This window comes from Streptomyces sp. NRRL B-1140 (genome assembly GCF_001280065.1).
Lineage (GTDB): Bacteria > Actinomycetota > Actinomycetes > Streptomycetales > Streptomycetaceae > Streptomyces.
In genome coordinates this window covers 488,283-505,429 of the sequence record NZ_LGEA01000091.1, presented here as the reverse complement: position 1 = coordinate 505,429, position 17,147 = coordinate 488,283, and the positions used below count along the sequence as shown (strand labels likewise).

The window sequence follows — 17,147 nt, the reverse complement described above, 5'->3', positions numbered from 1 at the left end:
CATCTAGAAGCCGCGGCTGATCTCACCTGGGGGCACCCAGTCTGAGCGCTCACCGTTTGCCCGTCCCGCACCGCCCACACATCACCAGGACGCGCAGCAGGTAGTAGCGCTGCGGCGGCTGGCTGAGCGCCTCCCGGTACACCGCCGACCGGTACTCGTGCCGAGTCGCGCCTCCGCCCACACACCCGCATCAATGATGGCGGGCCAAGCACCGGGGCCGGCTTCCTCGCCCTGATGCATGCGAATTCCGGCAACTTGCCGGGAGTCGAGCAGTGCACGGAGAGTCTCGCTGTTCCACGCCTTGCCGCCAGCCGTACAGATGCCCCGACTATGGAGCCCCTTCGCGAGAGGCGCCGCCCCGTCCCCCTTCAGGTAGCGATCGAACACCTACCGGACGCTCTCGGCCTCCTCCTCGACGATCGTCATCCCGCCCTTGGTGGAGCCGAACCGCGCACGCCGCCCTGCGGCCTACCCCCTCGGCGAGACCGACGGTTTCGCCTTCTGCCGCGGCCTGCCGGAACGCGCGGGCGTGGTAGCGATCCCCAACGCGGTCTTCTACGACCACCGCGAGGAGGGCGCGCCGTTCGTACGGTTCGCGTTCTGCAAGCGGACCGAGGTGCTTGAGGAGGCCGTGAAGCGCCTGATGTCGTAGCCCGGGCCGCAGGGGCTCCGCCCGCCCACCGGAGTGCCGCATGATCGGATGACAGGTTCTTCAAAGGTTCTTCATCACCTCCGGCCTACGGTCGGGAGGTCCGCCGCGCTCGCGGTCGGGCGCGACAGGAGGCGGGAGAACCGATGAGGACGAACCGGGTGCTGATGGCCGTGGTGACGGCGTCGGTCATGGCGATCACCCTGGCCGGCTGCGGGGACGAGGGCGACACCCCGAAGGTCCCGACCGCGGGCGGCGACAGGGCATCCGGCAAGACGGCCGCGCCGAGTGGCGGCGACGACGTGGCCGCGTACGTGAACGCCCAGCGCGAGTGGGTGAAGTGTCTGCGGAATAACGGGGTCGACGCCCCCGACCCGGACGCCAAGGGGCAGGTCGACTTCGGCGACAACGCGGCGCTGAAGAAGAACACGAAGTTCCTGGACGCCTCCGAGAAGTGCGCCTCGCTCAAGGCGGCCGTCCCCGAGGGCCTGGAGAACGCCAACCAGCCCACGCTCAGCCCCGAGCAGATCAAGGTCAAGCGTGACTACGCCGACTGCATGCAGAAGAACGGCGCCCCCGACTTCCCCGATCCCGGCCCCGACGGCACCGCGCAGGGCTCCGAGTGGAACCAGACGTCGGCGGGAGCCAAGCGTGCCACCCGTGTCTGCGCTCCGATCATCGGTGACCCGGCGGACCAGCCCGCCGGCAAGGGCTGACGATGGCGGAGACGGCTGTGCAGACCGAGCACGAGAGCGGGGCGGCTCCCGCGCCGCCACCGCGCGGTCGGCGCGGACGGCGTACGGTCCTGGTGGCGTCGGCTCTGGTCGTCGTGGCGGCGGTCGCCGTCGTCGGTGCGCTCGGCCTCGGCGGAGGCGGGGCGGAGGAGGGGTCCTCCGCCCCGCCCCGCTCGGACTCCACCGTCCCGGTCACCCGGACCACACTGACCGAACGCACCACGGTGGACGGTCAGTTGGGCTACGGCGCCGAGATACCGCTGCCCGTCAAGGCGACGGGCACCGTGACCTGGCTGCCCGCGGAGGGCACGACCGTGAAGCGCGGCGGCACTCTGCTGCGCGTCGACGACCGGCCGGTGGTGCTGCTGTACGGGAGCCTGCCGATGTACCGGGAGCTGGGCCTGACCGCGGACGACCGTCAGGACGCCCCGCAGGGCACCCGGCAGGGGACCGGGACCGCGGGGGACACCGAGCGATCGGGTGACCAGGGCCGCACGGACGAGACCTCCTCGGCGCCGGCCCCCTCCGGATCGCCGACGCCGGGTGGCACCGGGTCCGGGTCCGGAGCCGGGTCCGGAGGGACGGGGGGCACGCTGCGCGGGATGGACGTCCTGCAGTTCGAGAGCAATCTGGCCGCTCTCGGCTACACCGGCTTCACCGTCGACGAGGAGTTCACCGCCCTCACCGCCCGCGCGGTCAAGCGCTGGCAGGAATCCCTCGGGCTTCCCCGGACCGGCAAGGTCGGCATCGGGGACGTCGTCTACTCCGCCGGCAAGGTACGGATCGGCCACGCGGGTGTCCGGCTCGGCTCGCCGGCCACCGATGACGCACTCAAGTACACCGGTACGTCCCGGAAGGTCGTCGTCAACGCCTCGGCGGCGGAGGACTCCTGGGCCGTGCGCGGCGCCGCCGTCACGATCGGGCTGCCCGACGGGAAGTCGGTGAAGGGCGAGGTGGCCTCGGTGGGCAAGAGCGCCACCGCGCCCGAGGAGGGCGGCGGGGAAGGCGGCTCCGCGACACCGACGGTTCCGGTGACCATCACCGTCAAGGACCAGAAATCCGTCGGGCGGCTGGAGAGCGCGCCGGTCACCGTCGAGTACGTGGGGCGGGAACGGGCGGACGTCCTCACCGTCCCGGTCGCCGCGCTGGTCGCCCTGGCCGAGGGCGGCCACGGCCTGGAGACCTCGGACGGCCGGTTCGTCGCGGTGAAGACCGGGCTCTTCGCGGACGGCAGGGTGGAAGTGAGCGGAAGCGCGGTGCGCGAGGGCATGAACGTGAGGATCCCGGAGTGAGCGGAGCATCGGCGGTCGTGGAGTTCGACGCGGTCTCCAAGACGTACCCCGGTGGGGTGGCGGCGGTACGGGACGTGACCTTGCGCATCGGGCGCGGTGAACTCGTCGCGGTCGTCGGCCCGTCGGGCTCGGGCAAGTCCAGCATGCTGAACCTCATGGGCAGCCTCGACCGGCCCTCCGCCGGGCGGGTGCTGGTCGACGGCCACGACGTGGCGAAGCTGACGGACCGTGAGGTGTCGGCGCTGCGGGCCACCCGGATCGGCTTCGTCTTCCAGCAGTTCCATCTGGCGGTCGGGGTTCCCGTCCTGGACTCCGTGGCCGACGGGCTGCTGTACGCCGGAGTGCCGCTGCGCCGCCGCCGGGCCCGCGCGGCGGCGGCGCTGGAACGGGTCGGCCTCAGTCACCGTGTCCACCACCTCCCGCACCAGTTGTCCGGCGGCGAGCGCCAGCGGGTGGCGGTGGCCCGGGCGGTGATCGGCGAACCGGCGGTCCTGCTGGCGGACGAGCCGACCGGCAACCTGGACTCCGCTTCCGGAGAGGCCGTACTCGGTCTGCTGCGCGAGCTGAACGCCGCCGGGACCACGGTCGTGATCATCACCCACGACCGGGAGATCGCGGCCGGGCTGCCCCGCCGTATCGAGATGCGCGACGGCCGCGTGGTGGCGGACACCGCGAGCGGCGCCGTGCCGGACGAGGCGGTCCTATGACCGACGTCACGACGGACGGCCCGTCCACGGACGGCACCCCGCCGACCCCGCCGCCCGGCCCCGGCCGGGGCGGCGGACGTGGCCGCGGACGAGCGGGCGACGACGTCGGCGGCCCGGGCGGCCGGCTGCGGGCCGCCCGCCTCGGTCCCCAGGACATCGTGCGGCTCGGCGGGACCGGGCTGCGGACCCGTCCCCTGCGGATCTTCCTCTCCGCGCTCGGGATCGCGATCGGCGTCGCCGCCATGATCGCGGTGGTCGGGATCTCCGGCTCCGGCCGGGCCGAGGTGGACCGCCGGCTCGACGCGCTCGGCACCAATCTGCTGCGGGTCGCCCCAGGCGACTCACTCGACGGCACCGAGGCCGAACTGCCCCACGAGGCCGTCGCGATGATCGGCCGCATCCCGCCCGTCCAGCAGGTCGCCGCGACCGGCGCGACCGACGCGCACGTCTACCGCAACGAGCGCATCGCCATCGGCCGCACCGGCTCCCTGGAGGTCCTCGCCGCCGACAAGCGCCTGCTCCCGGCCGTCGGCGGCCACGTCCGCCGGGGCCGCTGGCTGGATTCCGCGACCGAGCAGTACCCGGCGGTCGTGCTCGGCTCCACGGCCGCGGGCCGGCTCGACGTGTACACACCGGGGACCCGCGTCTGGCTCGGCGACCGCTGGTTCTCCCTCGTCGGCGTCCTCGATCCCGTACCGCTCGCGCCGGAGCTCGACAGCGCGGCGCTGGTCGGCTGGCCGGCGGCCCGGACGTACCTGCGCTTCGACGGCCATCCGTCGACGGTCTACGTCCGCGCCGAGGACAGCCAGATCGCGGCGGTACGGAGCGTGTTGCCGGCCACGGCGTACCCCGAGAAACCGGGACAGGTCCAGATCTCCCGGCCCTCCGACGCGCTCGCCGCCCGCGAGGCCACCGAGTCGGCACTCACCGGACTGCTGCTCGGCCTCGGTGGCGTGGCGCTGCTCGTCGGTGGCGTCGGGGTCGGCAACACGATGGTGATCTCGGTCCTGGAGCGGCGACCCGAGATCGGCCTGCGCAGGGCGCTGGGGGCGACCCGCGGCCAGATCCGGACCCAGTTCGTGACGGAGTCGCTGCTGCTGTCGCTGATCGGCGGCCTCGGCGGGACGGTGCTGGGGACGGCGATCACGGCGGTCTACGCCCTCAGCCGCGGCTGGCCGACCGTGGTCCCGGTGTGGGCGAGTGCGGCGGGGATCGGCTGCACCCTGGTCATCGGCATGATCGCCGGACTGTATCCGGCGGTACGGGCGAGCCGGCTGTCACCGACGGAGGCCCTGTCCGGCTCCTGAGCGGCTTGTCCGGCGTACGCGTCGGGGGGCTTGTCCGGCGTACGCGTCGGGGGCGGCCGCACGAGTCAGGGGCGGCCTCGATGAGACCGCCCCTGACGCACCATCAGTCCTGCTTGCCCGGCACTCCCGCGGGAGTGGCGGCGAGTGTGCTAGAACCCGCAGTAGACGAGGCTGCCGCCGTCGCTCAGCAGGTCGTCGCGGACCCAGCCGGACGTACCGGTGGTGTCGTTGCGGAGGTACGTCCAGGTCTCACTGGTGTTGCCGATGCGCGTGTAGCAGTGGTAGTCGAGGCGGTGGGTGTTGTAGGCGATGCCGTTGCTGGCGCAGTTGGTGCTGGATCCGCTTCTCTCGTTGGCGCCGTTGGCGGTCCTGTTCCAGGCGCTGCTGTCCATGTCGGAGGCGGTCCTGCCACAGGACGCGGCCGCGGTGGCCGGGGTGGAGAGGGCGAGCGGGACGGCCATGGCCACCGCCGCCAGGGCGGGTATGACAGCTGCGATGCGACGCTTCACTTTGAACCCCCATGAATGCGTTCTCGGTTGGCGCTGCTTCTCTCAGGTCGTTGGACGACACCTGAGCGAAACAGCGACCACTGCACCAATCGGTGCGCAAGTGGCGTCAGTACGATCACAGTCAAAAAGATGCTGAAGAAATCCTTCCGCCCCCAACCGTCCGATTACTGCCCATGAGAGTCCGAAAACACCGGAAGAGGAAATGCGCCATTCCACAGTCCTTTCGGCCGGGAGCGCACTCTTGACGAGCATCCGAGTCCCGTCGCGCACACAGGTCCCGGCCGCTGGGCGGGGTGACCGATGAGCTTCCGGTTCCGGGTACTCGGCCTGTTGATGCTGGTCGCGATGGCCGCCACCGCCGCCACCGGCTGGTTGACCCTGCGTCAGGCGAACCGCCAGGTCCAGGAGAGTGTCACCGCGGGCCGGCAGGAGGTCTCCCGGATCACCGGCGACCTCCGCGCGTACGGGTTCGCGCACAGCACCTGGGAAGGCCTCTCGCCGACGGTGCGCCGCCTGGCCGAGGACACCGGCCAGCGCATCCGGGTCGCCACCGAGAACGACGTCCTGCTCGCCGACTCCGACGCGCTCGAGGGACGTGACCCCCGCCCGGTGAGCAACCAGCCGCCCGTGCTGGTCGACCCCCGCCCCCTCCTGCGGATCCCCGCGCGACAGCTGCCGCGGACCTCGATGAAGCGGACGGCGACCGCGATCGCCCAGTACCGCGCCGAAGCGGTGTACGCGGCCTGTCTGACCCGGGCGGGAGCCGAGGTGACGGCCCGGCCGGACGACACCGGCGTGCCGCGGATCAGCACGGAGCGCCGGCCGGAACGGTGCGAGGAGCCGAAGGGCGAACCGGACCCGCAGACCCCGCAGGACCTCGAGAAGATCCGGACCTGCGAGTCGGAACCGCAGTTCACCACCTGCCTGCAGCGGGTGTTCAACGAGCGCGTGGGCACCGCCGCCCCGCCACGCCTGGTGATCCGTCTCGGCGTCCGGGACGAGTCCCCGCCCACCCTGGCCGCGGCGCCCACGATGGCCGTCGCGGGCGGCGTCGCCCTCGCCGCCGTGCTCGGCGCCCTGCTCCTGAGCCGGGCGGTGCTGCGCCCGGTCCGTGCCATGACCCTGGCGGCCGGGGGGCTGGGCGAGGGAGACCTGGGGCGGCGGGTGCCCGTGTCCGGCCGGGACGAGATCGCCCAACTGGGCCGGGCCTTCAACCGGATGGCGGAGTCCATCCAGGCCGGCGAGGAACGCCAGCGCCGCCTCACCGGTGACATCGCCCACGAGCTGCGCACCCCGCTGGCCAATCTGCGCGGCTATCTGGAGGCCCTGCGGGACGGGGTGGTCGAGCCGACCCCCGAGCTGCTCGACTCCCTCCACGAGGAGGCACTGCTGCAGCAGCGGATCGTCGACGACCTGCAGGATCTCGCGCTGGCCGAGGCCGGTGCACTCACCTACCACCGGGTGCGCGTCGATCTGCGCGAGCTCCTCGAAGCAGCCGGCACGGCTCACCGCGCCCAGGCCGACGCGGCGGGTGTCGCGCTGCGGCTGGAGGCGCCGCGGCCGGTGGACGCCGACGCCGACGCCGACCGGCTGCGCCAGGTCGTCGGCAATCTGGTCGGCAACGCGCTGAGGGCCACGGCACCGGGCGGCACGGTGACACTGGCGCTGGCCCGGCACGGCGATCGCGCGGTGCTTCAGGTACGGGACACCGGGAAGGGGATACCCGCCGAGGACCTGCCGCATCTCTTCGACCGCTTCTGGCGGGCGGACGCGGCACGGGGCCGCGCCACCGGAGGAAGCGGCCTGGGGCTGTCCATCGCCCGCCAGATCGTGACCGACCACCAGGGGACGATCGCCGTGGAGAGCACCGTCGGCGTCGGCACGACCTTCACCGTCACACTCGCCGCGACCGGGCCGTCGGCCGACTCCGGCTGACCGGCCCCGGTCAGGATTCCGCGTGCGCCCGGGCGGGCGCCGAGCCGTCCAGCAGGCGGTATCCCCGGCCGTACACGGTCTCCAGATGGCGGGGCCGGGTGGGGTCGTCCCCCAGCTTCCGGCGCAGGTTGCGCACATGGGCGTCCACCGTGCGCTCGAGTACGTCGCTGTCGAAGCCGAAGGCGCGCTCGATGATCTGGGCCCGGGTGAACACCCGCCCCGGCTCGCGGGCCAGAGCCTCCAGGATCGAGAACTCCTTGGAGGTCAGCGCCACCGGGCGGTCTGCCACCCGGACCTCGAAGCGGGCGGTGTCCAGCTCGACCGCGCCGACCCGCAGCACCTCGCTGCCGGCCGCGCCGGCTTTCCTGGAGCGCCGCAGCAGCGCCCGTACGCGTGCGGTGAGCTCGCGGGGGCTGTACGGCTTGGTGAGGTAGTCGTCGGCCCCCAGGTCGAGGCCGAGGAGCATGTCCTCCTCGGTGCTGCGCGCGGTCAGCAGCAGGATCGGTACCTCGTGGCCCTCGGCCCGCAGAATGCGGCACACGTCGAGTCCGTCGACGAGCGGCAGCATCACATCGAGGACGATGAGATCCGGCCCCGTCGAACGTGCCCGTTCCAGCGCTGCCCGGCCGTCGGCCACGACCTGGACGGCGTTGCCTTCCCGTTCCAGATAGATCCGGATGAGACGGGATTGTTTTTCGTCGTCCTCGGCGATCAGGATGCGCGCGCTCAACGAATCTCCTCAACGAGGCTCTGCACGATTCCAGCACCGGTGATATCAACGGGCCCCCGGAATTCCCACCTCCGGAATTCCGACCTCGGGAAAATCCCGGGCCGACCGCCCTCGCCGCACAGTACCGCGTGCGGAGCAACCTTCGGCGTGGGCGGCATCCGGGCGCCCGAACCGAAAAAGCAGACGGCGCGTGCAGCGCGTACCCGTTCGTACGCGCCGACGCGCCGTGGAGCCCCGGCAGGGGGCCTACTCGTCGTCCTCGGGCTTCTCCGCCTCGTTGATCTCCTCTTCGAGACCGAGCTGCTCGACGAGCCACTTGTCGAACTCGATCGCCGCGCGCACCCAGCTGACCGTCGAGGAGACGAAGTGCTCCAGGCTGACGCCCATGCCGATCAGCATCTGGGCCTCGCCGATCAGGCGGACCGTGCCGTCGTCGTGGGTGTGGCTGTAGACCTTGGGCCACAGGGTCCGGCGGTTCCAGTCGTCGATCGACTCAAGGATCTGCGGCTTGGCCTCGATCTCGTGGGGCCGGTCGTAGAACGTCCGCACGGAGAAGACCTGCTGGTCTCCCTCTCCCCGGAACATGAAGTAGGTGCGGAACTGCTCCCACGGCGCCGCGAGGTCACCCTCGTCGTCGACGACGTACTTGAGCTCCATCTGGTCGAGGAGCTGCTTCACGAGGTCCTGATCCGGGACGACGGGGCCGGCCGGGCCGCCGGGCTGCGGCTCGGGCTGGCCCCCGAAGTTCGGAATCGAGGACGGGTCGATGGTCACCGTGAATTTCCCTTCGTACGGATTCCGCCATCCTCCCCCATGCGGGGAGGGGGGTGGCAAGCCCCGACCGGCCCCGTCAGCCCAGGGCTGACAGGATCCGGCCGGTCGGCGGAAACACCGGGTACCTCGCCGGAGCCCCGGCGCACCTGTCAGGCGCGCCGCACCTCGAAGATGTCCACCTTGTCGTAGCAGTGCACCTCACCGCTGGGCAGCTCACGATCTGGGTATCACGTCTGTTCTCCGGAGCGGTGTCGTGGACGGGTGACGCGTTTGCGCCGGTCAGCCGTGGACGAGCTGGGTGCCGGGGAGCTCCTGGGTGATGGCGCCCTTTCCGTCTCCCTCGATGTCGTAGACGACGGTGGCGTCCGACGACCACCACAGCTCACCGTCGTAGGTGGCGGACGGGGCGACGCAGGTGTTGTCCGGAGAGTCGTAGGACCACGCGTAGTGGTCGTTGATGATCGCGGTCATGTCACACGTCTTCTTGGTGATGACCTCGTCCTCGGCGGACTTGCCGAGGCGGGCCTCGACCCGCGTGGTGATCTTGAAGCTGGTGAACCGCTTCGAGGCGTCGATCACCTGGTCGACGCCGAGCTGCCAGTAGACGACCGACTTCCCGGTCATGTTGCCGTTCGACGTCGTCTGCGCGCCGGTGTTCTCCACGTAGTAGGTCGTCTGCGGCTTCTGGCCGGGGAAGACGACGTCGAACTGGGCCGAGGCCGTCCAGGCGGCGGCCGGGCCGGCGAACAGCACGCCGAGCGCGACGGCGGAGGAGGTGAGACCGGCTGCGGTCAGGAGCTTGCGCATGGGGCATTCCTTCTGGCTGTGGTGGGGACACACGAGGGCTGGCACCGGCCAGGGGCTGGTCACCTGTGCGGAGGGAGCGTCGGCCGGGGAACGCGGACGCGTTCTCGCGGAGCGGAAGGAGCGCGGGGGCCGCCGCTGGGCAGGGCTCCGCCGCGAGGTGCTCCCTCCCCGTCAGCGGGCAGGCGGCGGCGTGAAGGCGCGCAGGATGACGTGCATGGCTGAATCCCCCCGTGGATGGTCAACGCACCAGGACGGACTGGTCAGGTCCACTTCACTGGCAGCCCGGCCACTCTAGGCACACTGGCAACACGCGGACAGAGGGCCGGCAAGACGTGGCCGAGAACCGTTCCTCGAGCGGAACCGGCCGGCCGAAACGAAAGGTCGTTCGAACCCGGTCGCGCATGGCGACGATGCCGGGAAGCGGAACGTCCGGAGCGTGGAGAAGGCGCGGTGAGTTGGCCGGATATCTGCTGTCCGGGCGACGGCGTCGCGCACGAGGGACCGGGCGCACCTCACCGAGGGCCGCGCCCGCACACGGCACACGCGGGAGGGCATGCGTGGGGGCCGCACGAGTCGGCCCGCCCCGGAGGTACGGGGCGGGCCGACATCGAGGGCGGAGCGGTCAAGAGGCCTTGCCGGTGGCCGGTCCGACCAGGAGCCCGTCCTCGAAGCGGTCCACCCGGACCGTGTCGCCGTCCTTGATCTCCCCGGACAGGATCTCCTTGGCGAGCCGGTCCCCGATGGCGGACTGCACGAGGCGGCGCAGCGGCCGGGCGCCGTACGCCGGGTCCATACCCTCCTCCGCGAGCCACGCCAGCGCCTCGGGCGTGATGTCGAGGGTGAGCCGCCGCTCGGCGAGCCGCTTGGCCAGACGCTCCAGCTGGAGCTTCGCGATGCGCTCCAGCTCGGGCTTGGTCAGCGCCGAGAAGACGACCAGGTCGTCCAGGCGGTTGAGGAACTCCGGCTTGAAGGAGGTGCGGACCACCTCCAGCACCTGCTCCCGCTTCTCCTGCTCGCTGGTCACCGGGTCGACCAGGAACTGGCTGCCCAGGTTCGACGTCAGCACGAGGATCGTGTTGCGGAAGTCGACCGTACGGCCCTGGCCGTCCGTCAGACGCCCGTCGTCCAGCACCTGGAGCAGGATGTCGAAGACCTCGGGGTGGGCCTTCTCCACCTCGTCCAGCAGGACGACGGAGTACGGCCGCCTGCGCACGGCCTCGGTGAGCTGGCCGCCCTCCTCGTAGCCGACGTATCCGGGCGGGGCACCGACGAGGCGGGCCACGCTGTGCTTCTCGCTGTACTCCGACATGTCGATGCGGACCATCGCCCGCTCGTCGTCGAAGAGGAAGTCGGCGAGCGCCTTGGCCAGTTCGGTCTTGCCGACGCCGGTCGGGCCGAGGAAGAGGAAGGAGCCGGTGGGCCGGTCCGGGTCGGCGATCCCGGCGCGGGACCGCCGTACGGCGTCGGAGACGGCCCGCACGGCCTCGGTCTGGCCGATGAGCCGCTTGCCCAGCTCGTCCTCCATGCGCAGCAGTTTCTGCGTCTCGCCCTCCATCAGCCGCCCGGCGGGGATGCCGGTCCAGGAGGCGACGACGTCGGCGATGTCGTCGGCGCCGACCTCCTCCTTGACCATGGTGTCCTTGGCCACCTCCTCTTCAGCCTCGGAGGCGGCCTCCAACTCCTTCTCCAGGGCGGGAATCTCGCCGTAGAGCAGCTTGGAGGCGGTGTCGAAGTCGCCGTCGCGCTGGGCGCGTTCGGCCTGGCCGCGGATCTCGTCGAGGCGTTCCTTCAGCTCACCGACGCGGTTGAGGGACTGCTTCTCCTTCTCCCAGCGGGCGGTGAGGCCGCGCAGCTCCTCCTCCTTGTCGGCGAGGTCGCGGCGCAGCTTCTCCAGGCGCTCGCGGGAGGCCGCGTCGGTCTCCTTGCCGATCGCCAGCTCCTCCATCTTGAGCCGGTCGACGGCGCGCTGGAGTTCGTCGATCTCGACGGGCGAGGAGTCGATCTCCATACGCAGCCGGGAGGCGGCCTCGTCGACGAGGTCGATGGCCTTGTCGGGCAGGAAGCGGGAGGTGATGTACCGGTCGGAGAGCGAGGCGGCGGCGACCAGCGCGCTGTCGGCGATCTGCACCTTGTGGTGGGCCTCGTAGCGCCCCTTGAGCCCGCGCAGGATCGCGATGGAGTCCTCGACGGTCGGCTCGGCGACCAGGACCTGCTGGAAGCGGCGCTCCAGGGCCGGGTCCTTCTCGATCCGCTCGCGGTACTCGTCGAGGGTCGTCGCACCGACCATGCGCAGCTCACCGCGCGCGAGCATCGGCTTCAGCATGTTCCCGGCGTCCATGGCGGAGTCGCCGCCCGCGCCGGCCCCGACGACGGTGTGCAGCTCGTCGATGAAGGTGATGATCTGCCCGTCGGAGTCCTTGATCTCGGCAAGGACGGTCTTGAGCCGCTCCTCGAACTCACCCCGGTACTTGGCGCCCGCCACCATGGCGCCCAGGTCGAGCGCGACCAGCCGCTTGTCCTTCAGCGACTCGGGCACGTCGCCCTTGACGATCCGCTGGGCGAGGCCCTCGACGACGGCGGTCTTGCCGACGCCGGGCTCGCCGATGAGGACGGGGTTGTTCTTGGTCCGCCGGGACAGCACCTGCACCACGCGCCGGATCTCCTGGTCCCGGCCGATGACCGGGTCCAGCCTGCCCTCCCGCGCGGCGGCGGTGAAGTCGGTCCCGAACTTCTCCAAGGCCTTGTACTGGCCCTCGGGGTCTGCGGTGGTCACGCGGCGCTGTCCTCGTGTCTTCTGGAATGCGGCCTGCAGCTTCTTGGCGTCGGCCCCCTGCTGGGACAGCACCTCGCCGGCCGCCCCGCCCTTCGCGGCGAGGGCGATGAGGAGGTGCTCGGTGGAGAGGTACTCGTCCCCCAGGTCCTTGGCGCGGGCCTGCGCGTCGGCGACGACGGCCAGCATCTCGCGGTTGGGCTGGGGCGGCGCGACGGTCGACCCGGTGACGCTGGGCAGCCCGGCGAGCACGCGCTCGGCTCCGGCGCGCACGGCGGCCTGGTCGGCGTCGACCGCGGCGAGCAGGTCGGTGATGTTCTCGTTGTCCTGTCCCTGGAGCAGCGCGAGCAGCAGGTGGGCAGGGGTGAGGTCGGGGTGTCCCTCGGTCACGGCCCGGTTGCTGGCAGCGTTGATCGCGTCCCGGCTCCGGTTGGTCAGCTCGGCGTCCACGTTCGCGTTCTCCTCCTCGCACTGACCCGAACGGCTTGCACAAAGTTGAGTCTACTGCACTCAAGGGCGTCGCCGCGGGGATCGGGGGTCTAGGTTCCGGGGCATGGCGACCAAGTACTCCGTGGACCCCGGCGCTCCGGACCCGTCGTATCTCGATTTCTGGCGGGAGCGGCACCTGTGCACCCTGACGACTCCCCGCCCGGACGGCACTCCGCATCTGGTACCCGTCGGGGTCACATACGATCCCGAGGCCCGTCTGGCTCGGGTGATCACGAACCGGGCGAGCGCGAAGGTCCGGTATGTGCGCGCCGCCGGCGAGGAGGGAGCGGCCGTCGCCGTCTGTCAGCTGGAGGGCCGCCGCTGGGCGACACTGGAGGGCCGGGCCTTCGTCCACGAGGAGCGGGAACGGGTCGCCGAGGCGGAGCGGCGCTACGCGGAGCGCTACGGCAGGACCCCGTCGCCGAACCCGTCACGGGTGGTGATCGAGATTCATCTGACGCGGGCGATGGGGCGAGGTTGACCGAAGTGAACATCCACACCGGGCATCGACTGGATCCGGCCACCGCCGGATCATGCCCATACCCGGAAATATCCCGGAAAACTGCAGCGGCGTCACCGTGTTCAGGTCACGGTGACGCCGCTGCGGGGGGAAGCACCTGAGCGATCTGTTACGACGGGGGAATCGCGTCAGGCACTGCGGGGGGTGGCAGAGATGGTCCTCGGGGCGGGAGCGTCGGCCTCCACCTGCCGGTGGTCCCGTTGGTCCAGGTTCACAAAGATCATTCCGTACCGTACGGCACAGCGGACTGGCTGCGGCGCCCCCCGAGGCCGCCGCAGACACCGGTAGGCCCGGACGTCCTCGTCGTCGTCCCGCGTGACGACCACCGGCTCACCGAAAACAGTCACCATCAACGAGTCACCGCTGTGGGGGATGGCGGTGACCAGGTCGATGAAGTGCCAGCCGGAGCGGTAGGCGGTGGCCATTTCACGGCGGAAGGAGCGGTCGTCGGGTGGAGTGGTCACGTCAGCTCCCGGCTCCGTCTGCAGTGGCCCCTACGGACCGGGCCGCCGCCGGCCACACACTGTCCGCCAGGACACGACTCTTGGCAGCCGCCGGCCAGACACTGTCCGCCCGGTCGTCGCCGCTCGCGCCCGACAGGCCACTCACGGTTCCGAAGGCCACGACGGCAGAGAAGGCGGCGACAAGCCCCAAGCGAAGCATTCTGTTACGCATAGTCGGCTTCGTCCTCACTTGAAGGTCCCCTCTTCCCCCGTCGAATACGACGATGGCTCATTCGGGCACGTCATGGCCACACAATCGATGCATCATGTTCCTGCATGTTCAGGACCCTGGGGGGTGGAGATTTGACAACGAATCGGACCAAGGTGACACATCCCCATGTGGTGACCGAGATGTGCGAGGAAGGTGGCCGACTTTACGCGAACGCCCTGCGTGCGGGACGCGTTCCACGAGCGGACGTGGAAGCGGCCCCCTGCCTCGTGGAGTTCGCCCTTCTCCACCCGGACCCCGACGACCCGGACTGGCTGCGCCCCGTCCCCCCCGCGGTGGCACTTGCCCAACGGCTCAATCCCATCGAGAACGAGATCACCGAGCGCAGGCGCGTGTCGATCGAACTGTCCGACGCCTTCGCCCCTTTCATGGCGCTCAGCGCACAGACCACGACGTCCGGCGACTCCATCACCGTGCTGGAGGGCAGCGAGCGCATCAACGCGGCGCTCAACCTGGCCACGGCCCAGTGTCAGACCGAGATGCTCACGATCCAGCCCAGCGGTCACCGGCCCGAACGCAGTCTCATCCAGGGGCTGGAACGCGACCGGCCGCTGATCGAACGTGGTGTGCGCATACGGACGCTGTATCCGCACACGGCACGGCACAACCCCGAAAGGCTCGCGTACGCGGGTCAGTTCTCCGACGGCAAGGTGGAACACCGGACCATCGACGGCCTGATGGAGCGGCTCATCATCTGCGACGAGACGGTCGCCTTCATCCCCACCCGCGACGACCAGAAGGTCGCACTGGAACTCCGTCACCCCGGCCTCGTCAGCTATCTGATCAAGGTGTTCGAGTTCATGTGGGACCGGGCCGTCCCGCTGAGCGCCGGCGCCCCCTATGAAACCGCCCCCGACGGCATCACGGAGCTCCAGCACTCCATCGCCAAGCTCCTGGTCGAGGGCCATGTCGACGAGGCCATCGCCCGCCGCCTGGGCATGAACGTCCGCACGTGCCGGGCCCATATCGCCAAACTCGCCCACGCGCTGGGCAGCGGAAGCCGCGCCCAGCTCGGGTACCTCATCGCGCAGTCGGGCATCCTGGAACGCGCGGGTGCGGCCCAGTGAGCGCACCGCACCCGGAGCACGGCACCGAGGACCTGTGCTCCGCAGGCGCGGACCTGTACGAACGGGCACTGCGTGAGGGGAGGTTAGCGGCCGCCGACGCCCACTCGGCCCCCTGTCTCGTAGACCTGGGCCTGCTGCATCCCGCCCTCGACGACCCCGTCCGGCTGGAGCCCGTCGCCCCGGTCGTGGCCCTGCACCGGCTCCTGCGCAGCTCCGGGGAGCGCATCGCGCACGAACGGCGGCGCGAGGCACGACTGGCCGAGACCTTCGGCTCCCTCATGCGGATCGCCGGTCAGAGTCCCGCTGCTCACGGGTCTCCCGTGATCCGGCTGGTCACCGGGACGGAGCAGATCAACCGGGCCATCACCGACGCCGTGGATGACGCCCGTGAGGAACTGGTCACCGTGCAGCCCCGCACCGGACTGACCGGGGCACGCGGTGAGGCCGCCGACGCCGCCTCGCTCGGACGCGACCAGGCCGCACTGGACCGGGGCTGCCGGATACGCACCCTCTACCCGCACACGCTGCGTCACTTCCCCACCATCGTCGCCCGTTGCGAACGGCTGAGGGGTGACATCGAGGTGCGCTCCCTGGACGAAGTGCCCGACCGCCTCATCGCCGTCGACCGCGCCGTGGCCTTCGTCCCTGCCGACCAGGACGGCAAACTCGCCCTGGAGATCCGCCATCCGGCCCTGGTGACCCACCTGGTCACCACGTTCGACCGTCTGTGGCGACTCGCCACCCCCATGCACCCCCGCGCCACCCCCCGGCCCTCCCACAACGGCATCACCCCCCGCCAGCACGCCATAGCCGCCCTCCTCGTCGAAGGCCACACCGACGCCGTCATCGCCGACCGGCTCGGGATGAACATCCGTACCGCGCGCGTGCACATCGCCAAGCTCGCCGCGACGCTGGGCAGTCAGAGCAGGGCGCAGCTCGGGTATCTCATCGGGCGGTCCGGGATCCTTGATCGGGGACGCTGAGAGGCGGGGACGCGGCCGAGGGGGGCGGGCCATCGAGGCCCGCCTGGGCGATGCGCACACCCAGCTGCGTACGGCTGGCCGCCCCCAGCGTCTCCGAGAGGCGCGCGATGTGCGCCCGGCAGGTCCGCACGCTTATGCCCAGCCGTTCCGCGATGACGGCGTCCTGATGCCCCTCCGCGAGCAGCGCCGCGATCGACTGCTCCCGGTGGGAGATGCCCTCGATGCCGGTGTCGGGGAGCGGGGCCGTGAGGGGGATGGCGAGGCGCCACAGCCGTTCGAAGACCGTGACGAGGTACTCGACGATCGCGGGATGCCGTAGCTCCAGGGCCATCGTGCGGTCGGAGTTGGCGGGGATGAACGCCACCGTCCGGTCGAAGAGGATCAGCCGGTCGATCACCTCGTCCAGCGTGCGCGCCTCCACCGCGTCGCCCATCAGCTCCAGGTAGTTCAGCAACCCCTGCCCGTGCCGGGCGACATGGGTGTACAGGTCCCGCATCCGCACGCCCCGGCCGCGCAGCGCCAGCGCCCGGTGCAGCCCCTCGGAGAGCTCCGCCTCGCGGCGGATGCCGCCGGGCTGCACCGTGAGGACCTCGTTCGTGCACGCCTGGGTCGCCTCGTCCATCGCGGCCTGGATCCGGGCGAGTCCGTCCAGGACGCGGATCGCCGGGCCCTCCGCGGCCGGTGCGGCCGGCCGCACCCGGTCGCCCAGCCCGGCGTACCACTCGACGGCGGCGACGGCCGAGCCCACCCGCCGCCGGCTCGCGCTGACCTCGTCGTACATCCCGCGCAGCAGCCGGGTCATGACCTCCTGCGGGGAGGTCGGCACCAGCCAGTCCATGTCGTCGGGATCCGGGTGCAGCAGGGCGAGTTCCAGCAGGCAGGGCACCGGCTCCGCGTCCCGGCGCGGCACCCGGCCGCGCCGCACGGCCCGGGAGTACACGCGATCCCCGGCCTCGCACAGCCGGTCGGCACCATGGGGATGCTCATCCGCCCCGTGCCCGGCCATCGCCCATTCCACCCCCCGGTTCCGCCGTCCTCCGCAGCGCAACTATGCGCGGACCGGACGTGCTCCGCAACACGGCTCCCCGCGCGAGGACCGCCGGAAACAGCCCGTACGCACCGGTATCTCCGGGCTCGGTTCA

General features: G+C 71.1%; 16 protein-coding genes and 1 pseudogene. 9 read left to right on the top strand and 8 right to left on the bottom strand.

Translation table 11 applies throughout. The annotated features are described in order from the left end of the window. Nucleotides 1–81: 81 nt before the first annotated feature. Nucleotides 82–387, bottom strand: coding sequence for a recombinase family protein (locus ADK65_RS37105; RefSeq protein ID WP_234352873.1), 306 nt, complete (start codon nucleotides 385–387; stop codon nucleotides 82–84). Between the two features lie 85 nt (nucleotides 388–472). Between ADK65_RS37105 and ADK65_RS14190 the strand changes: the two are divergent. The 5 genes and pseudogenes from ADK65_RS14190 to ADK65_RS14170 form a co-directional block, all read left to right on the top strand. Beyond that, a pseudogene (locus tag ADK65_RS14190) lies at nucleotides 473–652 on the top strand (aminotransferase); the annotation flags it as partial. Nucleotides 653–795: 143 nt separating this feature from the next. Further along, the gene (locus tag ADK65_RS14185) at nucleotides 796–1,365 is read left to right on the top strand and encodes a hypothetical protein (RefSeq protein ID WP_053670435.1); all 570 of its coding nucleotides are present in this window, start codon (nucleotides 796–798) and stop codon (nucleotides 1,363–1,365) included. A gap of 2 nt (nucleotides 1,366–1,367) precedes the next feature. Next, nucleotides 1,368–2,675: a peptidoglycan-binding domain-containing protein gene (locus ADK65_RS14180; RefSeq protein WP_053670434.1), complete on the top strand. Its 1,308-nt coding sequence runs from the start codon at nucleotides 1,368–1,370 to the stop codon at nucleotides 2,673–2,675. Further along, nucleotides 2,672–3,382 carry an ABC transporter ATP-binding protein gene (locus tag ADK65_RS14175; protein WP_053670433.1) on the top strand — a complete coding sequence of 237 codons (711 nt, stop codon included), beginning with the start codon at nucleotides 2,672–2,674 and terminating at the stop codon, nucleotides 3,380–3,382. The genes ADK65_RS14180 and ADK65_RS14175 overlap by 4 nt, the downstream gene beginning before the upstream one ends. After that, on the top strand, nucleotides 3,379–4,689 hold the full coding sequence (locus ADK65_RS14170; RefSeq protein ID WP_234352872.1) for an ABC transporter permease: 1,311 nt from the start codon (nucleotides 3,379–3,381) through the stop codon (nucleotides 4,687–4,689). The genes ADK65_RS14175 and ADK65_RS14170 overlap by 4 nt, the downstream gene beginning before the upstream one ends. 149 nt (nucleotides 4,690–4,838) lie before the next feature. Here the strand turns inward: ADK65_RS14170 and ADK65_RS14165 are convergent, their stop codons facing one another. Then, nucleotides 4,839–5,198, bottom strand: coding sequence for a hypothetical protein (locus ADK65_RS14165; protein WP_053670432.1), 360 nt, complete (start codon nucleotides 5,196–5,198; stop codon nucleotides 4,839–4,841). A gap of 300 nt (nucleotides 5,199–5,498) precedes the next feature. On the opposite strand from ADK65_RS14165, the gene ADK65_RS14160 reads away from it, so the two are divergent. Beyond that, complete coding sequence (locus ADK65_RS14160) at nucleotides 5,499–7,133, top strand: ATP-binding protein (protein ID WP_053670431.1); 1,635 nt, start codon at nucleotides 5,499–5,501, stop codon at nucleotides 7,131–7,133. Between the two features lie 10 nt (nucleotides 7,134–7,143). Here the strand turns inward: ADK65_RS14160 and ADK65_RS14155 are convergent, their stop codons facing one another. From ADK65_RS14155 to clpB, 4 genes are all read right to left on the bottom strand, one after another. Further along, nucleotides 7,144–7,863: a response regulator transcription factor gene (locus ADK65_RS14155; protein WP_053670430.1), complete on the bottom strand. Its 720-nt coding sequence runs from the start codon at nucleotides 7,861–7,863 to the stop codon at nucleotides 7,144–7,146. A 246-nt stretch (nucleotides 7,864–8,109) separates the two neighbouring features. Next, nucleotides 8,110–8,637, bottom strand: coding sequence for a YbjN domain-containing protein (locus ADK65_RS14150; protein WP_053670429.1), 528 nt, complete (start codon nucleotides 8,635–8,637; stop codon nucleotides 8,110–8,112). Nucleotides 8,638–8,916: 279 nt separating this feature from the next. Beyond that, nucleotides 8,917–9,444, bottom strand: coding sequence for a hypothetical protein (locus tag ADK65_RS14145; RefSeq protein ID WP_053670428.1), 528 nt, complete (start codon nucleotides 9,442–9,444; stop codon nucleotides 8,917–8,919). A gap of 622 nt (nucleotides 9,445–10,066) precedes the next feature. Beyond that, complete coding sequence (gene clpB / locus ADK65_RS14140; protein WP_053670427.1) at nucleotides 10,067–12,664, bottom strand: ATP-dependent chaperone ClpB; 2,598 nt, start codon at nucleotides 12,662–12,664, stop codon at nucleotides 10,067–10,069. A gap of 103 nt (nucleotides 12,665–12,767) precedes the next feature. On the opposite strand from clpB, the gene ADK65_RS14135 reads away from it, so the two are divergent. Next, a complete protein-coding gene (locus tag ADK65_RS14135) occupies nucleotides 12,768–13,184 on the top strand; it encodes a TIGR03618 family F420-dependent PPOX class oxidoreductase (RefSeq protein WP_053670426.1) in 417 nt (138 codons plus the stop codon). Between the two features lie 167 nt (nucleotides 13,185–13,351). Here the strand turns inward: ADK65_RS14135 and ADK65_RS14130 are convergent, their stop codons facing one another. After that, nucleotides 13,352–13,648: a (2Fe-2S)-binding protein gene (locus ADK65_RS14130; RefSeq protein WP_078955969.1), complete on the bottom strand. Its 297-nt coding sequence runs from the start codon at nucleotides 13,646–13,648 to the stop codon at nucleotides 13,352–13,354. 354 nt (nucleotides 13,649–14,002) lie between these two features. On the opposite strand from ADK65_RS14130, the gene ADK65_RS14125 reads away from it, so the two are divergent. Together ADK65_RS14125 and ADK65_RS14120 are read left to right on the top strand one after the other, a co-directional pair. After that, the gene (locus ADK65_RS14125) at nucleotides 14,003–15,022 is read left to right on the top strand and encodes a helix-turn-helix transcriptional regulator (RefSeq protein ID WP_078955957.1); all 1,020 of its coding nucleotides are present in this window, start codon (nucleotides 14,003–14,005) and stop codon (nucleotides 15,020–15,022) included. Continuing rightward, nucleotides 15,019–16,005 carry a helix-turn-helix domain-containing protein gene (locus ADK65_RS14120; RefSeq protein WP_053670424.1) on the top strand — a complete coding sequence of 329 codons (987 nt, stop codon included), beginning with the start codon at nucleotides 15,019–15,021 and terminating at the stop codon, nucleotides 16,003–16,005. The genes ADK65_RS14125 and ADK65_RS14120 overlap by 4 nt, the downstream gene beginning before the upstream one ends. On the opposite strand, the gene ADK65_RS14115 is transcribed toward ADK65_RS14120, so the two are convergent. Continuing rightward, the gene (locus tag ADK65_RS14115) at nucleotides 15,968–17,011 is read right to left on the bottom strand and encodes a helix-turn-helix transcriptional regulator (protein WP_053670423.1); all 1,044 of its coding nucleotides are present in this window, start codon (nucleotides 17,009–17,011) and stop codon (nucleotides 15,968–15,970) included. The two genes, ADK65_RS14120 and ADK65_RS14115, sit on opposite strands and share 38 nt — an antisense overlap. Between the last annotated feature and the right edge of the window lie 136 nt (nucleotides 17,012–17,147).